The 22,289-nt window shown below is 48.4% G+C and carries 20 protein-coding genes; 11 read left to right on the top strand and 9 right to left on the bottom strand.

Annotation, left to right across the window (positions count from 1 at the left end; translation table 11 throughout):
• Positions 1–208: 208 nt before the first annotated feature.
• Entirely contained in the window at positions 209–388 is a 180-nt protein-coding gene (locus tag H6F86_RS28835) for a hypothetical protein (protein ID WP_190454110.1), read from the bottom strand.
• A 349-nt stretch (positions 389–737) separates the two neighbouring features.
• Between H6F86_RS28835 and H6F86_RS28830 the strand changes: the two genes are divergently transcribed.
• The 4 genes from H6F86_RS28830 to H6F86_RS28815 all read left to right on the top strand — a co-directional run bounded on the left by H6F86_RS28830 (position 738) and on the right by H6F86_RS28815 (position 3,567).
• Positions 738–1,052: a DUF2811 domain-containing protein gene (locus tag H6F86_RS28830; protein WP_347241304.1), complete on the top strand. Its 315-nt coding sequence runs from the start codon at positions 738–740 to the stop codon at positions 1,050–1,052.
• Between the two features lie 116 nt (positions 1,053–1,168).
• On the top strand, positions 1,169–1,960 hold the full coding sequence (locus tag H6F86_RS28825) for a PD-(D/E)XK nuclease family protein (protein WP_190454103.1): 792 nt from the start codon (positions 1,169–1,171) through the stop codon (positions 1,958–1,960).
• A gap of 255 nt (positions 1,961–2,215) precedes the next feature.
• Positions 2,216–3,178: an aldo/keto reductase gene (locus tag H6F86_RS28820; protein ID WP_190454100.1), complete on the top strand. Its 963-nt coding sequence runs from the start codon at positions 2,216–2,218 to the stop codon at positions 3,176–3,178.
• Positions 3,163–3,567 carry a VOC family protein gene (locus H6F86_RS28815; RefSeq protein ID WP_199305548.1) on the top strand — a complete coding sequence of 135 codons (405 nt, stop codon included), beginning with the start codon at positions 3,163–3,165 and terminating at the stop codon, positions 3,565–3,567. The genes H6F86_RS28820 and H6F86_RS28815 overlap by 16 nt, the downstream gene beginning before the upstream one ends.
• A 106-nt stretch (positions 3,568–3,673) precedes the next feature.
• On the opposite strand, the gene H6F86_RS28810 is transcribed toward H6F86_RS28815, so the two are convergent.
• The 4 genes from H6F86_RS28810 to H6F86_RS28795 form a co-directional block, all read right to left on the bottom strand.
• Positions 3,674–4,567, bottom strand: coding sequence for a hypothetical protein (locus H6F86_RS28810; RefSeq protein WP_190454097.1), 894 nt, complete (start codon positions 4,565–4,567; stop codon positions 3,674–3,676).
• Between the two features lie 143 nt (positions 4,568–4,710).
• Entirely contained in the window at positions 4,711–5,313 is a 603-nt protein-coding gene (locus tag H6F86_RS28805; protein ID WP_190454095.1) for a Uma2 family endonuclease, read from the bottom strand.
• A 423-nt stretch (positions 5,314–5,736) separates the two neighbouring features.
• Positions 5,737–6,309 (bottom strand): hypothetical protein, encoded by a 573-nt coding sequence (locus H6F86_RS28800; RefSeq protein ID WP_190454092.1) that lies wholly within the window; start codon positions 6,307–6,309, stop codon positions 5,737–5,739.
• Between the two features lie 205 nt (positions 6,310–6,514).
• The gene (locus tag H6F86_RS28795; protein ID WP_190454089.1) at positions 6,515–7,816 is read right to left on the bottom strand and encodes a S41 family peptidase; all 1,302 of its coding nucleotides are present in this window, start codon (positions 7,814–7,816) and stop codon (positions 6,515–6,517) included.
• Between the two features lie 100 nt (positions 7,817–7,916).
• Between H6F86_RS28795 and H6F86_RS28790 the strand changes: the two genes are divergently transcribed.
• The gene (locus tag H6F86_RS28790) at positions 7,917–8,981 is read left to right on the top strand and encodes a dipeptide epimerase (protein ID WP_190454086.1); all 1,065 of its coding nucleotides are present in this window, start codon (positions 7,917–7,919) and stop codon (positions 8,979–8,981) included.
• 45 nt (positions 8,982–9,026) lie between these two features.
• Here the strand turns inward: H6F86_RS28790 and hetR are convergent, their stop codons facing one another.
• The 4 genes from hetR to H6F86_RS28770 form a co-directional block, all read right to left on the bottom strand.
• Positions 9,027–9,950, bottom strand: coding sequence for a heterocyst differentiation master regulator HetR (gene hetR / locus H6F86_RS28785; RefSeq protein WP_190454084.1), 924 nt, complete (start codon positions 9,948–9,950; stop codon positions 9,027–9,029).
• A 1,156-nt stretch (positions 9,951–11,106) separates the two neighbouring features.
• Entirely contained in the window at positions 11,107–13,410 is a 2,304-nt protein-coding gene (locus tag H6F86_RS28780) for an NB-ARC domain-containing protein (RefSeq protein ID WP_190454080.1), read from the bottom strand.
• Positions 13,403–14,065 carry a serine protease gene (locus H6F86_RS28775; RefSeq protein ID WP_190454077.1) on the bottom strand — a complete coding sequence of 221 codons (663 nt, stop codon included), beginning with the start codon at positions 14,063–14,065 and terminating at the stop codon, positions 13,403–13,405. The genes H6F86_RS28780 and H6F86_RS28775 overlap by 8 nt, the downstream gene beginning before the upstream one ends.
• Before the next feature lie 10 nt (positions 14,066–14,075).
• Positions 14,076–14,402, bottom strand: a complete 327-nt coding sequence (locus H6F86_RS28770; protein WP_190454074.1) for a CU044_2847 family protein — start codon at positions 14,400–14,402, stop codon at positions 14,076–14,078.
• Positions 14,403–14,987: 585 nt separating this feature from the next.
• Between H6F86_RS28770 and H6F86_RS28765 the strand changes: the two genes are divergently transcribed.
• The 6 genes from H6F86_RS28765 (at position 14,988) to H6F86_RS28740 (ending at position 22,281) form a co-directional block, all read left to right on the top strand.
• Positions 14,988–16,343 (top strand): circularly permuted type 2 ATP-grasp protein, encoded by a 1,356-nt coding sequence (locus H6F86_RS28765; RefSeq protein WP_206756122.1) that lies wholly within the window; start codon positions 14,988–14,990, stop codon positions 16,341–16,343.
• A gap of 63 nt (positions 16,344–16,406) precedes the next feature.
• The gene (locus H6F86_RS28760) at positions 16,407–17,369 is read left to right on the top strand and encodes an alpha-E domain-containing protein (RefSeq protein WP_190454069.1); all 963 of its coding nucleotides are present in this window, start codon (positions 16,407–16,409) and stop codon (positions 17,367–17,369) included.
• A 166-nt stretch (positions 17,370–17,535) separates the two neighbouring features.
• Complete coding sequence (locus tag H6F86_RS33260; RefSeq protein WP_190454066.1) at positions 17,536–18,402, top strand: transglutaminase family protein; 867 nt, start codon at positions 17,536–17,538, stop codon at positions 18,400–18,402.
• Positions 18,403–18,548: 146 nt separating this feature from the next.
• Entirely contained in the window at positions 18,549–19,559 is a 1,011-nt protein-coding gene (locus H6F86_RS28750; protein ID WP_190454436.1) for an ABC transporter ATP-binding protein, read from the top strand.
• Positions 19,560–20,348, top strand: coding sequence for an ABC transporter permease (locus tag H6F86_RS28745; protein WP_190454064.1), 789 nt, complete (start codon positions 19,560–19,562; stop codon positions 20,346–20,348).
• A gap of 205 nt (positions 20,349–20,553) precedes the next feature.
• Positions 20,554–22,281, top strand: a complete 1,728-nt coding sequence (locus H6F86_RS28740) for a Gldg family protein (protein WP_190454060.1) — start codon at positions 20,554–20,556, stop codon at positions 22,279–22,281.
• Positions 22,282–22,289: the final 8 nt, after the last annotated feature.

Raw genomic sequence — 22,289 nt, 5'->3', positions numbered from 1 at the left:
CTTTTTGAAAGCGGGCTAGGGAGGATTGGTACAACTTTTGTCTACAGGCAGGGAGGCGATCGCAAAAAGTATCGTCCAGCAGAGGCGCAGAGTTTGCTGGGAATTTCCTCGGCATTCTCGGCGCTTTTGTGTTAGCAGCTTGTACAGCGCTCGCTAAAAAGCTAACAAGTTGTGACTTTTGCACCTTTTGCAATTCTTATCATTGCCTTTATTTTTCCCCACGAAATCCACAGTATTTCCACAAGTTGTTAAGCGCTTTTCCCCACGAAATCCACAGCTTATCCACAGGATTGCGAAAGTTCTCCACAGGCTGCACGAAGGCATCGGTCTTTGCCGCCGCGATCGACCAATTGGGGACGATCGGGTTCAAGGCGCGAAAATCGCCCAAACTTCATGAAGTTATGTAACAAAAAAGTGCCTCAAACCCTGATTCCCTCGTGAATCTTTTGATCGTCTAAAGTCGTATGTAACATTTCGCAGCATTGACAAGACAGGGAACCCGACCGCACAATGTGACGACTGGCTTGAAAGCGCACCGACCGATTGCTGGCAAACGTCCATCCTGTCTAACTTCAGAGATGGGCGCGTCTCCTGGCAAGGTCAGCTTTGCGCTGCGTTTGGCTGCTTAACACACCATCCGCCAAGTATTCGCGTTGCTTCATAGCGAGATGAATTGTGCTCATTCCTGACCCTTCTCCCTTTCCCAAAAGGAGTGGGAGAAGGGCAGGGCAGATTAGATGACTTCATCTCAGATCCAGCAACGCCAGGTATTCCACCCATTCACCCTGCCCAGATTAGGGAGAACCAAAATTTCTATGAATAGCACCGTTAGCCTGTTAGTCGAAGTCCCTGAAGTACTACACGATTCCCTCAAGCATTACCTAGAAGTCCGTCCTGACTGGGATCAGGATCGGGTGTTTACTGCTGCCCTATCGCTATTTCTACTGCAAAACCGTAGCCCCGATGCTTTCCCAGAAAAGCAAAACCAACGTCAGGCTTCGCGCATTTACCTGGATGCCTTGTTCAAACGTCCGATCGGGCAAAACAATTAGCTAGCAGCCGTTAGCGGTTAGTAACTAGTAGCCGGTGGTCAACCTTGACTAGACGGTGAATGCAGAAAACTAGCTGGCAATTCCATTCCCAGTGCCTTTCATTCAAAGCGAGCAGTATGGCTTACCAAATTTCAGCGACGAAGCTTCAGGCGTACAACCGCTGCCCCTACGCCTACTACCTCCGCTATGAGCGAAAGCTAACAACCAACGAGTTTTTTGGGTCAGCCTCATTGGGTATTGCGCTTCACCAGGCGCTTGCCCAATGCCACCGAGACTGGCACTACGAACAGCCAATACCAGATTTACGCTGGGTGCATCATTGCTGGCGGCAGCATTCGACAGAACTGAGCGCTAGCCAGGCTATGGAAGGATTTGAAATCCTGGAAAATTATTACCACCGTTTTATCGCCAGCGAAGTTGCACTGAGGCAGCCGCTGGCGGTAGAAGGGCGGATTCAAGGCTTTTTGCAAGTCGAAAATTTGGAGTTTTTGATCACAGGACGGTACGATCGCCTCGACTTTCTCTCAGATGGCTTGGAGCTGATCGACTACAAATCGAGCCGTGAGGTGAAGCTGCCAGACGCAACAGAGATTGATGTTCAAATTGGTCTGTACTACCTGGCACTAGAGCAAACCTACCAGCAAAGCCTGAAATACCTCAGCTTGATCTTTTTACGTACGGGCGAAAAAATTCGCTTTGAAGCGACAGCAGAGCATCGGCAGCAGGTGGAATCAATGATTAGCAATCTGGCAGTGCGGCTACGCTACGATCGCGGCTGGGAGCCAAAAACCGGACGGCAGTGCGATCGTTGTACCTTTGCCCGTTACTGTTCAGCCGTTAGTGCCAGCCCTGTACCGCTACCCGAAAACCGCTCTCGGTCACAGCTTCAGCTAGCGTTGAATTTGTAAGGGCGATGAAGAACTAATGGATAGCTATCAGCTATCAGCCTTCAAGGTTCACTAAATAACCGACTGACTGCTGACCTTTGAATTTGTCAGGGCGATGGAGAACCAATTTAAGAGCTATCAGCTATCAGTTATTAGGATTTACTAAATCACAGGCTGACCGCTAACTGCTGACTGCTGATAGCTAAACCTCTCGAACGATGCACGACACTCATAGCCAGCGTTACAGTGAGCGTGAACCCTAACCTAGCGACAAATATGGAAACGCGAGAACTTGGTACGTCAGGCATCCATATTACGCCCATTATTACGGGCACCTGGCAAGCCGGTAAAAGCCAATGGGTTGGTGTTGAAGATGCCGAAACCATCAAAGCCATACGAGCCGCGTTTGATGCTGGGATCACAACCGTTGATACGGCTGAGGTTTATGGAAAAGGACATTCTGAGCGGGTTGTTGCCGAGGCGCTCTCGGACGTGCGGGATCAGGTTGTCTACGCCACGAAGGTATTTTCCAATCACCTTAAGTACGATCAGGTGATTGCCGCTTGTGAGGCTTCGCTCCAAAATTTGAAGACCGATCGTCTCGACCTCTATCAGATCCACTGGCCCTCTGGTGCATTTAAGAGTGAAGTAGTGCCGATCGAAGAAACGATGCGGGCGCTCACTGATTTGAAGCAACAGGGCAAAATCCGGGCGATCGGTGTGTCTAACTTCTCCCAGAAACAGCTAGAAGAAGCGGCTCAGTACGGGCGCATTGACAGCCTGCAACCACCCTACTCGTTGTTTTGGCGCTATGTGGAAAAAGATGCTGTGCTCTATTGTGTAGAGCAGAAGATTTCCATCATCGCTTATTCATCGTTGGCACAAGGACTTCTGACAGGCAAATTTGGACCTGATCACCGCTTTCCGCCAGAAGACAACCGCGCGAAGAACAAGCTATTCCAAGGCGAGACCTATCAACGCGCCCAGACTGCTTTAGAAAAACTACGCCCGATCGCCGATCGCTACCAAACCAGCCTTGGCAATCTGGCGTTGGCATGGCTAATCGCCCAACCTCAGGCAAATGCGATCGTGGGTGTCCGCAATGCCGAACAAGCGATTGACAATGCCAAAGCAGGCGAAATCAAGCTTACTGACGCAGATATTGCCGAAATTGACCAGATTGGGCGTACCGTCACTGATTCCCTTGATGACAACCCGCTGATGTGGAACTGGAGCTAACGTTGCCCATGTACGTCGATCGCCTGGATCATCTGGTTCTCACCGTTCGCAGCATTCAGGCAACTTGCGACTTCTATACCTGCACTCTAGGGCTAGAAGTGATTACGTTTGGAAAGGATCGCAAAGCGTTACGCTTTGGTCAGCAAAAGATCAATCTGCACGAAGCAGGCAACGAGTTTGAACCCAAAGCACTCCACCCTTCACCGGGCTCAGCAGATCTCTGTTTTATAACAACAGTGCCGCTGGAAGATGCGATCGCACATCTTCATTCCTGTGATGTTGAGTTACTGGGAGACGCGGTAGAACGGACAGGCGCGATCGGCTCTCTTCGCTCCATTTACTTCCGCGATCCAGATGGCAATTTAATTGAACTCTCCAACTGTCTATAAGCAATGGAGGTATTAGGACTTACGGAAACCTCAAAGGTTTTAACCAAGCATCAAGTATTACCCCCAAAGGTGATTGCTTAACCTCCGAGGTTTTGGTCAACGTGCGTCAAGGGGATGAATACAGTTTCTCCCAATCAACTTGGCTTTCATCCTCACTCCATTTGAACGTAAGGTTATCTCGCCTACAGCGGTACCTGTTGGGAAAGTCTCCCAAGTCTCTTCTAAAAATCAGTCCATTCAAGTAGGCATGGCTATAGTAACGGTCTCCCTCCAATTCTTCATAGTCTTCAATCACGATCGATCTCTGGCCACTAGGAGACGGATAGCTTTTGGAACAGAGTAATTGGTCACCTGGCATAGTGTATTGGAGTTTGCCCAGAAAGAAAGAAAGTACGAGCACTAGGCTGATCGCTTGCAACGTATAGGCTGTCAGTTCGAGGCGCTTGGTCAAGGCTGCCCGGTTAACTAGAGAAACAACCAAATCGAAGAACAAAGCAATGACGACGCAGTAAGCGATAAGACCTGTCAGGGTTCCAATTATCAAAGTTATTTGAGTTGAGGCAGCGCTTCCAGTTGCAGAATCAATTTGAAATCCGCTAATCATCCCCCAAACACTTAGCAAAGCCAATGAGACTAATGAGATCAAGAAAAGGTAGATCCACAAGCAGATCCCTAACATGATTATTAGTAGTTCAAATATCACTTTCTCCTTCTCGCTCATCGGAAGCAGGAATCCCGTCAACAAGCACCCCATAATTAAGAACGTAAGTGTAAGCCGAGCGTTCTGACGAGAAGAAATTTCAACAGAAGGGTGTGAAATTGGTTGTCTAACTTTGACGATTAAGAAAGCTAATAAAACGATCGCGCTACTACCCACAACAGCGGTAGCGGGCAAACCCAAAAGGCTGCCTCGCAGACTGTAGTGATTAACAATCATCAGCCAAAATTGGAAGACGAAAAATGCTGTTAACTTCAGGAAAAGACTTAAACGTTCCTGCATTTTTCACCGCCTAGAAATAGTGCAACCCAGCAAGTTGTCTTGATTCTAGGCTGTGGTTCTAGCGATCGCTCTTAACATGAAGGCTATGTGAGTTTGATGGATTGATTCAGGGATATTACAGACAACATCCTGAAATTCGCCGATCACCAAATCTTTGCCATTTGTAGGACAAACCCTGATAGCTCTGGATCACCACTCACAGTCTCAGGGTTATGTAAGATGGTCGGTTCCTGCTGAGGACGATAAAGATGCACCGTTCGGTTTTTGCGATCAATTAAAAACCCCAGCACAGTTCCATTCGCAATGTATTCCTTCATCTTGTCTTGCAAGCTGGTCAGCGTGTCGCTAGAAGAGCGTAGCTCAATTACAAAATTAGGGCAGATCGGTGCAAAGGATGCTTTTTGTGCTTCCGTTAAGGTCTGCCAGCGCTCTAGCTTAATCCAGGAAGCATCAGGAGAGCGAGTTGCACCATTCGGCAGAGTAAAGCCTGCACTGGAGTCGAAGCCGATACCTGTTCCATCTTGCTCTGTCCAGTTCCAAAGTTGGGCAGCAATGTTGAAGTTTCGGTTCCCTGTATCGGCAAAAGCAGGCGGCATAATGATTACATCTCCGCTGGCAGTGCGTTCAATGCGTAGATCGCGATTGGCTAAACAGAATTCGTAGAACTGCGCGGGAGTCATAGGGGCGATCGCAGGCAAATTCACTGTCAATGGACTGTTTTCTGTTTGAATGAGCAGCGTTGTCATGATTGCCTCTCAAACTGTGAATGGGAAAGACCATGAATGTAAAGGCGTAACTGAGATCTCTATGCGAGCAGCCTGTAACCCTGCAACGACTTTGAGAGCGATCGGCTCAAAGGTCTCGTGCACAAGCGCTACTTCTGAACAAATTTGTCTGTAGGCGATCGCTCTGCCGATTCTGCTTTACCAACTATGCTGACACTTTCCTGACGTTTTAGTGACAATCAACGATGAGGAAAGCTCTATGACTTTGAACGATCGCGTTAGCAGTTGTCGTTCCAGAAAGACATTATTAGGATTACGCCCAGATCCCCAGCTCCTACAGTAGGCTAAGGCTTACAGTTGAGCTTTAACCATAAATCGGGGATCTAAATACTTTATGCGTAAATCCTAATTATCTATATAACGTCTTTGCGGTGGGCGAAACATTCAAGTCTTCTCTCTAAATACAACTTTCCACGCTTCGACAGTGCCTTTACCCACTTCGATATCTTTTGTTTTGCCGTTCTCCCACACCAACCGGATTCGCATATTTCCTGGCGGAGCGCTGGCAAGAGCGGTTGCTAATTCAGGCTCCACTGCTCCATCCTCATAGGTGTAAAGCTGACCATTAACGGCGAACAAAATTGCCTTGGGTGTCTCGTCGAAGCGGGTGTAATGGTAGATTGGCTCCTGCTGAGAGTAACTTTCTTCAACTTTTTTACCCTTCTTTTCAACCCAACGAGTGCGCCAAACAGTTTTATAGCCAACGAGGTCTGACTCGTACCAGGTATAAGTAGCGCGAATCCCACCTTTTGACCAGCTTGTGACAAAGACAAAGCCGTGGTCAGAGGGGCTAAAGTTTTTGTCATAAACAACCACACCATCAAAGGGATCGCTGATGACTTTAGACCATTGCACTTTAGCATTGCCATCAATCGGCGCAGGTTGAACAGCCTCAGCGGGCGATCCCATTAACGCGAACCCGATACCAAGCCCGAAAGCAAGTACTTGTTTCTTCATCTCAATCTGTTTTACGAAAGCAACTGATGACGTGGAACTTAGCTAGCGATACTAGCGACTAATATTGTTTTTCTACAAACGCTGTAAGGGCGATCGCGGACAATTCGTGAAAATCAGGAGCAGGGAAAGGAGAGGTAGCAAGGGAAGCAAGGGTCGCAGGGGAGCCAGAAAAAACTTCATCCCCTTGCCTCCAACGCTTCAGCCTTCAGGACTGACCAGGACTCGCGATCGCCTCTAGCACTGTTGCGATCGCCCTGTCCTTCTGAGGATCACTTCCCTGTGCATAGGGGACGGTGAACGGCACATCAATATCAGGGGCAACGCCTTTGCCTTCAAGCCGCTCTCCATTGACTGATACGTCTGCAACCGCAAGGTAGAGCAGGCTGCCATCCCGCATGATGTAAGCGCGTCCGGCTAGCAAGGCTCCAGCCGTTTTGCTGCCCACAATTTTGCCGACTCGAAACTGTCGAAAGCCGTAGGCAAGAATTTCTTTGCCGCTGCGTGATCCCTGGTTAACTAGCATCACAACTGGCTTCTTCCACGGCAGGTCAAAGCGACCTTTGGTGCCGTTGCGATTGGTAAACGTTACGTTGAGCGCGGGTGCCGTAAACGGATTCAAATAGCTTGGGTCAGCGCCACCCCAGCCATCCCGCAGATCCCAAACGAGTCCATCGACTTGGCTCAGACGATCGCTCAATTCTTGCTCAAGCTGTCGTTGGTAAAGGTCATCAGCGTAAGACCAAATGTGGATATAGCCAATTTTTTTGCCGCCGCGCTCAATGACTTCGACGCTTGACTTCATCGCTTCGAGAAACATGGTTGTGGGGTCGAGGCGCTTGGGTGTAACGGCGATCGTTTGAGGTGCGGCATTTGGAGTGCGCTGGATTTGGATTTTGACGGGGCGATCAGCGTTTTCTGCAAAGGATTCAATGGGCTGGAAGGGCTTGCCATCCACAGACAGGAGTTGATCCCCAACCTTTAGTCCAGCGCGGGCAGCAGGCGAACCATCTAGCACCGCACGAATAAAGGTCTTGCCGTCAACGTCACGAGTGTAGGCACCAATGCCCACGTACTCTAGTTTGCCGTTGGGTAAAAAGGGCTTGAGTTGCCGCTGTATGCCTCGCTGCCAAAAAATGCCCGCAAGCTGGTAATACTCTGGCTCTGCCGACGTGTAATAGCGCGTATGCGAGACGTTTAGCTCGTCAAGCATTTGGTTAACCACCACTGCCAACGCTTCGGGCGATCGTGCCTGCGTTGCCTGGGGCGCATACTTCTGCCGCATTGCCTGCCAGTTAACGCCATTAAACTTTGGATCGTAAAAATTGTCGTTGACTGTCTGCCAAATTTGCTCAAACACCTTTGTCTGCAAGGACTCTGCGCGTGACAGCACAGGTGCAACAACCCCATAAAACAAAAGCGCTAGCACACTGGCTAAGAGTACAGTCAACCACTGACGAGATAACCGCCGCGATCGTGCAGCCAGCGATCGTGTGAAATTGGTTAGCATAAGCACCTTGCTACCGTTCCAAGAACGATTTCACTCTTTAAATACTGTTTAAATTGAATTGAATTGAATCCTTAAAGTTCCACAAAGCCCTGATCCCCCCATGCAACTCCGCGTTCAGCTTTTTACTGTTCATAAACGCTTTGCTCTTACTATCAGCCGTGGCACGACAGCACAGACAACAAACGTTTGGGTCGTGATTGAGCATGATGGCATCGAAGGGTGGGGAGAAGCATCGCCCTTTTCGATCGGTGAGCAGCCACAAACTACTGAGGTGATCGCGCGATCATTGCAAAAAATTGCGCCACTGCTGAAAGCGCTCAGCCCCCTAGAACGGCAGCGCGTTGAACGGCTCATGCTTGAGGCACGTTTGCCCTCTGGAGCGCGAGCAGCTTTAGACATAGCCTTGCATGATTGGGCAGGTAAGCAAGCAAACCTGCCGCTGTGGCAACTGTGGGGCTTTGAGCGCGATCGCATCGTGCCGACCTCAATCACGATTGGCATCAATCCGCCCGATCTTGCCCAACAGCGCGTCAAAGATTGGCTGGGACAGGTGCCTACCCTTCAGGCGCTGAAACTCAAACTAGGTAGTCCTGCCGGGTTGGAGGCAGACCAGGCAATGGTGTTAGCCGTCCAAAATGCTGCGCCCCACATTACCCAAATGAGCGTTGATGCAAATGGCGGCTGGAAGCTAGAGCAAGCGTTGCAAATGTCCTATTGGTTAGCCGATCGCGGCATTACCTACATTGAGCAGCCCCTACCAAAGGGACAGGAAGGTGATTTGCCCACGCTTTACCACGAATCGCCCTTACCAATCTTTGTCGATGAAAGCTGTTTTAGTAGCTATGACATTCCACCGTTAGCCGATCGCGTGCATGGCATCAACATCAAACTTATGAAATCCGGTGGTTTAACAGAGGCGTGGCGCATGCTTCATACTGCTCGCGCTTGTGGGTTAAAGATTATGTTTGGCTGCTACTCCGACAGTGCCTTACTGAACACGGCGATCGCTCAGCTTTCGCCCCTAGCTGACCATCTAGATCTGGACAGCCACTTGAATCTGCTTGACGATCCCTTTGTCGGTGCCAGCTTTCAAAATGGGCGAGTGCTGCCGCAGGAGCAACCGGGCATTGGGGTGAGGTTGAGAAGTCCAAAGGCTGAGGGCTGAAGGCTAAAGAATCCTGCTTCCCCTGCCGCACCTGCTCCCCACTCCCTACTCCCGACTCCCCAATTCCTCCTCTTCTCTCAGACCGAGCGCCATTTGCACCACAAACGGTTCGCCGCCGACCTGATGATACTTATCTGCCCACTGCCGGATGACTTTATCCAGTTCATCTAGCGCTTCTTCGGTGCGATCAGTTGGTATATCCAATTCTTCAAGCACTCGCATCGTTTTAGCTTGGCGCTTTGCCCACGCATTCATCAAGCGGAAGTACCGGGCAGTATCCTCCACCATTACAAATGTCCGCTCTTCCTCATCGGCAGGGGAGTAGGATGCCCGCGTCAATGCATAAAAAGGCATTCCCCAGGGAGAATCAAGCCGGGTTACAGTGCCAGAGTAGAGCAATCGCCGCTTAATATGCTCTGCCAGTGCTTCGCTAAGGGGCATCTGCTGATCTGCCGACACATATTCTTGAGAGCGACCGTGGAGAAACTCAATAAGGTCTAAGAACTGGAACGAATTAATTAACTGGGCATCAGGCAAACTGCCGGGCGGTAGCTTTTGCTCGATTTGGCGCTTTTCTTCGGATGTGAGACTGGTGCCAGCAATGCGTGATCGCCCCGTTTGCCAAGGATACTGCTCCAACCAGACGTAGGGAAGCTGAATCAGGTAGCGTGGCTCTTGAGAACCCAACATCTTCAGCAGTTTGCCTTCAGTTAGCGCTTGCCGCACTTCTTCAACGATCGCTTTAACGCGCTTTGGCTCAATGTGATGCAAGTGCCCCGTCATGCGGAGATTTTGGTCTTGCTCCAGATAGGTCATGTAGATGGCACATTTTGCTGCCGTTGCTGCCGCATCCAAAAACGCGCCATGCCGATGCCCGCTCGTTCGCATGGCACTAAACGCCAGATACAGCATGATCTGATCCATGGCACTTGGACCGAGACGTTTGATCAGATCGAGGTCTTTAATCATGTGAACAAAACTAACCCAACGAAGCCACTACGAAAATTAATGCGGCAGCGATCATCTGGTAACAGATTGCCTGCTAAGACACTTAAATCTTACAGAGCAATGACGCTTGAATGAGACTATTTTGCCGTGTGACCATTAAACTATTAATTTCTGTTGCTGAGTTGCTGATTATCCTATAACTCCCAATCAAAAAGACTCCTAGCTGATGAGCTAGAACCTTAGTGAATAGGGTTCTAGAACTTCTCTACCTCCTAACTAAGGTTCAGAGACGCTGAGATCCGCTTGGGTAAAAGCAACGCTCATTAGGTAGTGAATGGCTCAAAGCACAATCACAGAGTCAAAAAAGCACTTCAGTTTATGATGCTGTTATCTTAATTGAGCGTGCTGGTTTATACAGTTATTTATACCCCAATCAGTGTAAACAACAGGAATTCAGCAAAATTAGCCCCAAAAGCCTGATTTACTGGTGCTACTGTATCCCAGCATGCAGTTATAGCGCGATAACTGCAACGATTCTGATCACACTTTATGAATAAGTGCCGTTGAGCCAATACGACAGCTTTGCAAAGCACTTATGTACTTACTCGGTCGCGCAACTCTATTACGTGTAAACTCGTTATTTTCCTTAGGAAATCTGACCTGGCGGATTTAACCGACCACTACCTCTATAGGGCAATTCAAATCTGCCGCTACCCCTATTCGCTAAATCGTGATAGCTGCTACTTGTAGAATTCATTTGCCGGCGACCGCTGCCTCTGTAGAAATCCGTACCCGATTCTGAAGAAATCGATGACTTCTGTTGTTGAAGAGGATTTAGGTCATGAAAGGCACCGAGTTGAACAGTACCCGCAACAAGAACGGGCAGTAAACTAGGGAGGATTAGGGTGTAGCTAAGTCGCATAGTAAGTGCTTTTCTAAGGATCTGACACTTACTACAGAGTCGCTATGGATCTATCAGGATAAAAATATCAGTTCCTCGAGAAGGCTGGTGAGACCCTCTATCTTCTTACTGATAAGAAAAATCACCATTATGGCTTGAGTGGTTTTACCTCTAATAAGAGATGAGGTACTAAGTCTTTAGATGTGAACACAGTTAGGTGATTAGAAGGCGCTTGAAGTGGTTGTACACAGTTTCAAATAAGTAGTTTATTAATCTTTAAATAAGTCTGCTAAGTAGTTCACATGAATCCACTTGACCCAGGTAATAACCCACTTCTGTACTAATAGCATTAGCTCTTTGTGCATCTGCTTTAGCGAGAGGCTGATTGTTGTCAATAAAGTGTAGCCATGCCATCGCCAAGTAAGAATCAGCTTCATAAATACGGTACCCTCCAGTTCTAGCAAGGAGCAAAGCTTCGGTTAAGTTGCTGCGGGCTAAGTCAACGACACCTTGTCGAATTGCCCAACGACTTTGAGCTAACAGTATTTCAATAAGAGCATCTTGTTTAGAAATACTTCGTGAAAGTTTGAGCGCTTCACTGTAATGCCTCTGGGCAGCACCATCGCGTCCACCTTCAATAGCAAGATCCCCTAAAACTCGATGGCTACGACTCATGTATTCAAGCCACTGATTACGCTGACAAATCTCTAGATTTGCCTCTGCTACTTTTTGGGCATAGTCAGTATTACCTAATCGCTTTAGAAAGTCAGCGTGGTAGATTCCGCGAAGTTTGAACAGGTACTTTACTCCTGGATTGATTCGTTTTTCTAATTCCTCTGCTTCACGGAAGGCATTTTCTGCCGCATCAAGTCTACCCAAAAGGCAACTAAGCCGCCCATACCAGACTAGAGTTGTGCGTTCACCTAGCCGATCTTGAATACTACGAGCCAACTCCAGGGACTTACAGATTGCTTCTTCACCTGCTGTAAGATTACCCAGATGAATATATAGCTCTGCCAGATTTTCATACTTTATTACTGCATCTGTTAGATCTTGATGCTTTAAATCAATACTAAGACTCCGCTTATAAAACTTTTCGACTTCACTCAATCGACCTAATTTGGTTAAACAAAGACCAATTTCGTTTAAAATACCACTTTTCGAGTTGGGTTGGCTAACTAACGGATCTCTAGATACATCATTCGAAGGGAAAAAGTCCATCATTAAATTTAAAACTGTTTCATCAGCCCCTAAAACCTCCGTTAATGTATAAATTCCGTTTTGCTCGATTTTTTCAATCCTAATTTTGTCTGCTTCATCATAGCTTCCTGCTTGGCATAGATGATGTACCGCTTCAACAAAATAAGTAAAGTCCTCAATTTTAGGATTTTGAGGTATCTCGTTAGCAAATAACAAATAATAATTTGAAATACTCTGATGAACTTCTATGCTTGAGCTAGGTTCTTTCATTAGCTGCTTTTCATAAAAAGTTCGAATAAGGGGATGTATGGTGTAGTGCTTTTCTCTAGAATTAAAGCGTAAGATGCGATTGTCTATTAATCGACCAACTATTTTTTTTCTGGTTTCAAAAAAAGAACTCAAAACTGATTTAGGGATGGGTAAGCGAAAAGTACTAAGCAGTTCCACACCTTTCTGCTCTTCCTTATCTAAATACTCATTGTAACGATTTAGTACTCTACTTACTTTTTCATATCTTTCTTCACTACTTGCTGGCAGGGGAATATCTTTGATAAAAGTTGCATTCCCCTGAAAATGTTCTACAAGGTAAGCACCGATAAGAATTAGAGTAAGAGCATGACCATCCCAATCTTGTACTATTTTATCTATTTGAAAATCATTACCCTCGACTCCTATATTTCGAAGTAGAGTTCTCCCTTCTAAGTCACTTAATCTATCAACATTACACTGTTTATATGTGATGAATTGGATTAAATCGAGAATTGGAAAGCGGCTTGTAATCAAACAAAAAGATTTGTGATCTCCAGTGGCAAAATAAGTCAAAAACTCAAACAAGTTATTGTTTTTTATGAAAGCATAGTCATCTCCAGATTCGTATTGCATTACTTCTAGCCCGTCAAGAACAAATAGGTAACGCCCTGACTTCAGCATAGCTGCCAGAAAATTAGCACGAGCATTAGTTGATGGGAGAGTGTTAAGGTCAAGCTTATTCTGGCTTAAATAACTTAATGCCGCCTCAAAAAACTCATCAATATTGTTTCTCTCATAGAACCCCCACCAAAAAAATCCATCTAATGCCGAGAAGGCTGGTTCTTTTGATAGAGAATCGATCCACTGCCGTGCTAGTGAACTTTTCCCCTCACCACCAAATCCAATCAAACCTAATATTGAACATTCAGAACTATTAAGACTTCTACTGATTTCTGCTAATAGCTCCTCTCTGCCAACCCACTCTTCTAATACGTAAGAAGCTTGTTCAAAATTGAGCAGTAGATTTTGAGCCGCTACACGTTCTACAGCTTCAAAGTCTGCTTTTGGTTGCGGTCCTCGTTCTAACGGAAGAGATGCTCTGCGTAATCTAATAAAGTTTGAATTAGTCATTGCTGAAAGGCACAGAGTGAAATGGATTGAAGGTTAAAACTAAATTGTCTACACCCCAAGCAATATTATCGTTTGATGATTGATCACCAGGATTCCAACGGCGAGATATTAAGCCAATTAAGAGGTTCCGCTTTACGTCTAGTATTCCAGCCCCGCTCATACCAGGACGAATATCTCTTGTCCTTAGTTCTACAGGCTCAACTAATAGTTTTTTATTTATGAATGGCAGAACGGGTCCCAGAATTTCTCCAACTGCATATCCACTAGGAGAATCTCCTAATTGCCTAAATCCATAACTTCGAAATGGGTTTCCAATTGAGAATTCAGCAGTTCCTAGAACTGCAACCTGTTCAGAACTGAGGAGCGGCGGATCTATAGCTTTTAGCAATAAAATGTCATCATCGTGCTCAGATAGATTCGCAACCAGTTTCGCCTGGCAAAGCTTTGCATCTCTGTAACGATTTTTAGGGAAACATATGTTTAACACACTACTTCCACATTCATTAGTGCTGGCTCCTGCCATTTCAAAGACGTGAGAACAAGTGATAATCTTTCCATCCATCGAAACTACAATTCCAGTGCCGATAACTCTGCTTTTATCAGCTGCAACGATTTGAACCGTAAAAGAAATTAGATTTTGAACTTGTGTTCTCATAGCTCCATGCTCATTTATCAATTTGCGTTACCCAAACTAGTTTTACTGATATATTGGATTCGCCGATAGCCTTTGCGACGACTGCATTTCCCTCGATATTTAGCTTGATACCAAATTGCACCTCAACTTGTGAAGGACGTTCAGGTAAGCTATTCATTGTCGCTATAACATAGCAAGCCATACTTCGAATAGTATCCATAGCATTGCTAATGGCTTGAGCAGACCTCTTAGTTAACTCAGTACCAGAAGGTATATTAATTCCAACTTCCTCTATTCCAGGCTGGATAGCAAATTCGACTAGGATAGGAGAGTTTTCGTCAGCTACTGAAGTATTCATAAATCTGTGAGAAAATCTAAATGCGAAAAGAATGGTTATTTGACAATAAAGCAGTTGTTTGCAGAATCTGTGGAGAAGCCCATAGAAAGCGGCTTTGGCAACACACAGTATAATATAGAAAATACTCTAACTACTTCTAATAGCTTAGAAGAATTAAGGTTTATTATCTTCTATTTGCCTGCTGACTTCATACACTATTGCCACTTGCAAATTTTCTATCGATTGGGCTTTTGTCAATAAGTGGTTTTACTCAAACTTCTGGCTGCTCTGTGATCTGTATAATCATTAAATCTTGGGTCAACAATCTTTATACTTAATTAACAGCCCCACTGTCTAAGTTAAAACTTTATTGAAAGACTTAAAGTTGGTAGCCGGTACCTTCTTCTGAGGCAGCAGCACTAGATTCTGCTGCAAACTATTTTAATTGCATCAAAATAGTATCAAAGGCTACTGTTTGTAGTGGCTTGCCCCTCTATTGATGAGGGGATAGGCATTGGATCAAGCGCTGTGCAATTTAACGACTACGACCCAGGGAATTTCTACGACGAGCTGTTTGCCTCTGAAGGCAAGCCTCGTCCAGATGCGATGCCATTAGTTAATCGCATTGATTCGCTCTCACGCGAAGAGGTGCAGCGACGACAAGAGGCGGCACAAATCGCCCTCTTTAAAATGGGCGTAACGTTCAACGTCTACAGCGACGATCAAGGCACAGAGCGCATTATTCCGTTTGATATTATTCCTCGCATTGTCTCAGCCGACGATTGGGCAACGCTGGAAAAAGGCTTAGAGCAACGCATTCATACACTGAATCTGTTTTTGGCAGATATCTACAGCGAACAGAAAATTCTGCGGGATAACGTCATCCCGTCTGAAATTATTTATTCTGCCAGCGGTTTCCTCAAACCTTGCATCGGGCTGAAACCGCCGGGTGGCATTTGGTGTCACATCACAGGGACGGATTTGGTGCGCGATCGCAGCGGGCAGTGGTTCGTTCTAGAAGACAATCTGCGCTGTCCTTCTGGGGTCTCTTACGTGCTAGAAAACCGTCGAGTAATGAAGAGTACGTTTCCCCTCGTCTTCAACACGATGGCGATTCAGCCCGTTGAAGAGTATCCCAGCCATCTGTTAGAAACGCTGCTTAACCTTGCTCCACCGCACTTGACCGATCCAACCGTGGTTGTGCTAACGCCTGGTATCCACAACTCTGCCTATTTTGAGCACTCCTTTCTGGCACAGCAGATGGGCGTAGAGCTAGTTGAAGGGCGCGATTTAATCGTGGCAGATGGCTACCTGCAAATGCGAACGACTAAAGGCTTAAAGCGCGTTGACGTGGTGTATCGGCGCATTGACGACATTTTTATTGATCCCACAACGTTTCGCTCTGATTCGTTACTGGGCATCCCTGGGCTAATGGATGTCTATCGCGCTGGTAAAGTCGCGCTGGCAAATGCGCTTGGCACAGGCGTAGCGGATGACAAGGTGATTTACTCTTATGTGCCAAAAATGATTCGTTACTACTTAGACGAAGAGCCGATTTTAGCAAATGTGCCAACGTACCTGTGTTGGGAGCAGCAGCAGCAGCAGCACGTGTTGGCGAATCTAGACAAGCTAGTTGTCAAAGCGGCAGATGAGTCGGGTGGCTACGGTATGTTGATTGGTCCGACTGCTACTGCCCAGGAGCGAGAAGATTTTGCTGCACGCATTGCCGCGTCACCACGTAACTACATCGCGCAGCCAACGCTCTCGCTCTCGCGGGTGCCCACGCTGATTGGTGAACAGTTTGAAGGTCGCCACGTCGATTTACGCCCCTATATTCTCTACGGCAAGAAAGTTTACGTTAGTCCAGGCGGCTTAACTCGTGTTGCCCTCCGTAAAGGTTCTCTAGTGGTTAATTCATCCCAGGGTGGTGGCAGTAAAGATACGTGGGTTGTTTGTAAGTAAAAAGGCAAAATTCACTTTTGCCTTCTATCTTTTGCCTTTTGCCTTCTACCTTATGCCTTTATCATGCTAAGTCGTGTTGCTGATTCAATTTACTGGCTCAATCGCTACGTAGAACGGGCAGAAAATGTTGCCCGTTTTGTCGAAGTGAACTTGAACTTGCTGCTGGACTCGCCTGCGGGTACACAGCAGCAGTGGGAACCAATTATTGTGACAACGGGTGATTTACCGCTGTTTAAAGAGCGCTATGGCGAAGCGACAGCAGAAAATGTGATTCAGTTTCTCACGTTTGATACGGCTTACCCTAACTCCATTGTTTCGTGTCTGCGGCTGGCGCGGGAGAATGCCCGATCGGTACGAGAAATCATCTCCTCAGAAATGTGGCATCAAGTGAATTCGTTTTACCTGATGGTGACGGAAGTGGCGCGATCGCGATCACTCCACGATCTGTCTGCCATCCTCCGTTTTTTTGAAGAAGTGAAGCTGTCAAGTCATCAGTTTATTGGCGTGATGAATGCGACGATGACTCACAACGAAGGCTGGCACTTTGGGCAAATCGGCAGATTTCTAGAACGGGCAGACAAAACGGCGCGGATTCTGGACGTGAAGTACTTTATTCTGCTGCCATCTATTAAAGATGTGGGTAGCACGCTGGACGAACTGCAATGGATGGCGTTGCTAAAATCTGCCAGCGCTTACGAAATGTACCGTAAGCAAGGACTACATCGCATTTCACCAAATTCCATTGCCGAGTTTTTAGTGCTGGAGCGAGACTTTCCACGATCAATACGGTTCTGTATCCTCCAGGCTGAACGATCGCTGCATCAAATTACTGGCACCCCGATCGGTACCTGGTGTACACCCGTTGAGCGCACATTAGGACGGCTCCGCTCTGACCTCGACTACCTGACGATCGACGACATCATTGATACTGGCTTACATGAAACGCTGGACGACTTGCAGCGACGCATGAATGATGTCAGCAAGAAGGTTTTTGAAACGTTTATAGCGCTTCAGCCGATTGGGTAAGGGGAGAGGAGTGAGGAGAGAGGGAGAGGCAGGGGAAGTTTTGAGTTTTGTTCTCCTTGCGTCGAACCGGGAGAAGCTTTGAATTTCTCCATTCCCTCCGCTCCCCTTGCTCCCTCTGCCCCTTGCTCCTTCTAACAACTAAATAACCAACCACTAACAACTACTCGTGCTTTACCAAATTAGCCACACTACCAACTATGCCTACAGCCAGCCAGTGCGCTTACAGCCTCATGTGGTGCGGTTGCGTCCTCGGAGCGATAGTTGGCAGACGTTGCGATCGTTTTCGTTAATGGTGACACCGCCACCGTTGCGAGAATCAGCGTTCACTGATTTGGATGGCAATACGCTGATCAAACTTTGGTTTCAGCCAGAGGAAACTGAAGCGCTAGCAGTGCAGGTTTTGTCGCAGGTGGAAACGCATCGCACGAATCCCTTTGATTATTGGTCAGAACCGTGGGCTGTGCGATCGCCGATCGACTATCCAGCCTCGCTACTCTTACAGCTACAGCCCTATCTGACCGGGCAACCGATGCAATATGCCACAAGCGTTGACCCGATCGCGCTGCAACTGGCGCAGGACATTGTTCAAGCAGTGGATGGTAACGTGATTCGTTTTTTGGGTGAACTGAATCAGCGTATCCATAGCGGCTGCAAATATATGATTCGTGAAATGGGCGATCCTTTGCCCGCGGGCATTACCTGGTCTACGCGATCGGGTTCCTGTCGTGATTTCGCGGTGCTGTTTGTCGAAGCGTGTCGGGCGATCGGGCTGGCAGCTCGCTTTGTCAGTGGCTATCAGGAAGGTGATACTGACAGCACCGATCGCCACCTTCATGCTTGGGCTGAGGTTTATTTGCCGGGTGGTGGCTGGCGTGGCTATGACCCAACTCAAGGGCTGGCGGTTGCCGATCGACATATTACGCTTGTTGCCAGCGCCTTTTCACGCTACGCAGCTCCCATTTCTGGCACATTTCAGCAGGCGAACGGCGCTCAATCGACTATGACCTACCAGCTTACGATTCAAGGGATGTAGGTCAGAAGGCAGAAGGCAAAAGGCTGATAGCTGATAGCTGATAGCTGGCCGCTAGCGAAACTTGGCTTGTCTCTGTTACGTCTCAACTGATATAACCTGGGGTAGAGATGGGTTGTATCCAAGTTGCCCTGATTCGTGAGGTTCACATGATTGAAGTTGAGCACTTAAGCAAGGTCTACGGCTCAACCCCTGCCATTGAGGATGTCACGTTCGCGGTGGAACCAGGGGAAATTTTGGGCTTTTTGGGACCCAACGGAGCCGGCAAGACGACGACAATGCGAATTCTAGCGGGCTATCTGCCTGCATCAGCGGGAACCGCTAAGGTGGCAGGGTTTGAGGTGCATGACCAGTCGATGGCAGTACGGCAGCACATTGGCTACTTGCCCGAAACACCACCACTGTATACCGATATGACGGTCGAAGGATTTTTGCATTTTGTGGCGCGGATTAAAGGGGTCAGTGCAGGCGATCGCCCTAACCGAGTGCAAACGGCGATCGCTCGCTGCAACCTGACCGAAAAGAGCCATACGCTTATCCGCAAGCTCTCGAAAGGCTATCGGCAACGGGTGGGCATCGCGCAGGCGATCGTCCATGATCCGCCCGCCATCATTTTGGATGAACCGACGGTCGGTTTAGACCCACGCCAGATTGCCGAAGTTCGGAGCCTGATCAAAAGCTTGGCGGGTGATCATACGGTAATTCTCTCAACGCACATTTTGCCGGAAGTGAGCATGACCTGCGATCGCATTGCGATTATCAACAAAGGTCGGGTGGTAGCGACAAATACGCCCGAAAACCTGATGGCACAGCTAACAGGCGGTTCAGGTTACGACCTGGAAGTGGAGGGTGACGCGGCAGATATCCAGTCGCGCTTAATCGTTTTTCTTCAAGGCTTACCCAATGTGAAACTGGTTGAAAAAGTAGCAGCAGATCTGCCGGAACGCCACAAGCTGCGGGTCGTTGCCGAGCCAGGAACGGCACTGGTCGGGCGAGACATTGCTGCAACCGTGGTGGGTGCTGGTGTGGGACTGTACGAGATGCGCCGATCGCAAGCCACGCTAGAAGATGTTTTCCTGGAACTGACGACCGAAGAAAAACCTCTGGAAGCGGTAACCGATGCCGATGAGGATGAACCATCAGCGGGAGAAGCGGCTTAGATGCGTGTGATTATGAGTAACATTCTGGCAATTTACCGACGCGAGCTACAGAGCTACTTTGCGTCGCCGTTGGCTTACGCGATCGCGGGTGTTTTTTGGCTGCTGTCCGGGGTTTTCTTTGTCACAATCCTGGGTGGCATTACCCAACAGGTTGCCTATGCCGACAGTGCGGGCTATGCCTCACCGATCGACGTACCCTATCAGTTTTTGCAGTTCTTTTTAGGCACTCTGGGTTCAGTTGCCCTCTTCATTCTGCCGATTTTGTCGATGGGGCTATATGCCGAAGAGCGCAAACGCGGCACCCTGGAACTGCTAGCAACGTCACCCATCACCAACTGGGCTGTGGCGCTGGGCAAGCTCCTAGGCGTGGTGACGTTTTTTGTAACGATGGTGCTGCCGCTGCTCATTTATGAGGCGATCGTGTTTAGCTCTACGACTCCGCCCTTTAACTTTACGGTCGTGCTGGTGGCGCACCTGGGGTTGATTCTGCTGGCTGCTGCCATTCTCTCGTTGGGAATGTTCGTCTCCTCGCTGACCGACAGCACGATCCTGGCGGCGATCGGCACCTTTGGCTTGGTACTCTTCCTCTGGATTGTCGAAGTGCTGGGTCAAAAGCTAGGCGGACCCGTTGGTGCGGCGTTAAGTCATATCTCGTTGCTAAAACACTACAACAACCTGACGCAAGGCATTCTGGACAGCAGCAGCCTGGTTTTGTTTGCCAGCTACATTGTGTTGGGGCTGTTTCTGACCGCGCAGTCGATCGATGCGTTCAGGTTCCAGCGGTCTTGAGGGAGTCGGGAATAGGGAGTCGGGAGTTGGGGTTAGAAGAGAAAGATTGCAGCTTGTAGGTTGAAGATTTCGGAGCGCAGAGCGTTGCTCAACGAATCAAAAACCTAAATTTTCTGCTCTCGCTACTGCCTCTTATTAACTCCTTTTGCTTTCTGTCTTCCCTATTCCCCACTCCCGACTCTCCACTCCCTATTTTTCTCTTCATATGAAAACGCTTTCTACCAATCTCAAATACCTCAAATATCTCTTTTGGCTGGGTCCCATGCTAGTGGTTGCAGGCGCGATCGCGGGGATTGTGGCTGGTTCGTTTAGCTCAATTCCCTTGGGTTTGGTGATTGCAGGCATTGTCGTGATCGGTTTGTGGCTGGTTCAGTCTACGTATGCTGAGACGACGCGACCCAGTTTTTGGAGCCAGCGATCAACCCAGGTGGGCGCAAATGCGCTCATTACCACGCTGGCAGTGATTGCGATTTTGGGCTTGATCAACTACTTAGCGGCAAACAACGTCGGGCGGCTGGATGTGACGGAGAACCAGCTTTTCTCACTGGCACCCGAAACGCAGCAGTTGGTGCGAAACCTGAAGCAACCCGTTAAAGTTTGGGTGTTTGTGCCGCAGCCGAGTGCGCGCGATCGTGAACTGCTGGAAAGCTACCACCGTCAGAGCGAGCGCCTGAGCTATGAATTTGTTGATCCAAACTTGCAGCCCTCGCTGGTGCAGCGGCTAGAAGTGAAGACTAATGGCGACGTCGTTGCCGAGCTTCAGCCAGAGGGACGAAAGCAGTATGTGCAGACGATCGCGCCCACAACCGGCGATAGTTTGGTCGGTGAAGGTGGCTTTCTGTCAGAAGTGAAGCTAACGAGCGCGTTAGAGCAACTGGTCAGCAATCGTCAGTCGTTTGCCTATGTGATTCAGGGGCATGGTGAACACCCGATCGAGCAGACTCAGGGCGCGATCTCGCAAGCCGTGAAGACCCTGAAAGACAAGAATGTAGCAGTCAAACCGCTCAACCTGCTTGAAACCGCGACGATTCCCACTGATGCAAATGTCCTGGTGCTGGCAGGACCGCAAAAACCACTGCTGGCACCCGAGATTAAGGCGTTAGAGGCGTATCTCAACGGTGGTGGCAACCTGTTTGTCATGGTCGATCCCAACACCAATCCGGGTTTAGACAGTCTGCTGAATGGATGGGGCGTGACAGTAGACAAGCGGATTGCCATTGATGCGTCTGGCAGACTCGCTCAACTTGGTCCCGCGTTCTCGTCAGTCAGTCAGTATGGTGATCACCCCATTACGAAAGATTTTGGCAACACGCTGTCGATTTATCCACTCGCACAGCCGATCGATGTCAAAACTCAGACCAATATAAAATCCACGCCACTGCTGTTCACCAGCGATCGCAGTTGGGCAGAAAGCAATGTGAAGGAACAACCGCTGAAGTTTGACCCCGCGACTGATCGACAGGGACCGTTAGTGTTAGGTTTTGCCCTTACTCGTACGAGCACCGCACCCGCACCCAGTCCTTCTCCTAGCCCGTCACCGTCAGCATCAGCCAGCCCAGCGACGCCATCACCTAGCCCATCTCCCTCTCCTAAACCCTCTGCCTCTGCTAGTCCGTCGCCCAGTCCGTCTCCAGCAGCAAATGCCTCGAGTGACCAGAAGCCCAAAGAAGCTCGTCTGGTTGTGATGGGCAATTCCCGTTTTGCCGAAGATGGTGCGGTCAACCAGGGCATTAACGGCGATGTTTTCATCAACTCAGTGCGTTGGCTGAGTCGAGCTGATGATCAATCCCTTTCCATTCGTCCCAAAGAAGCGAAAAATCGTCGCCTGGGTTTGTCTGCACAGCAGGCAAGTCTAGCAACCTGGACTGCGATCGCCATTCTCCCCTTGATCGGCTTTGCTGCTGCTTTTGGAGTGTGGTGGCGCAGACGGTAGGGAAAGGA

The sequence above is a fragment of the Phormidium sp. FACHB-592 genome (assembly GCF_014695795.1).
Lineage (GTDB): Bacteria > Cyanobacteriota > Cyanobacteriia > Leptolyngbyales > Leptolyngbyaceae > Stenomitos.
This window is presented reverse-complemented; position numbering and strand designations above follow the sequence as displayed.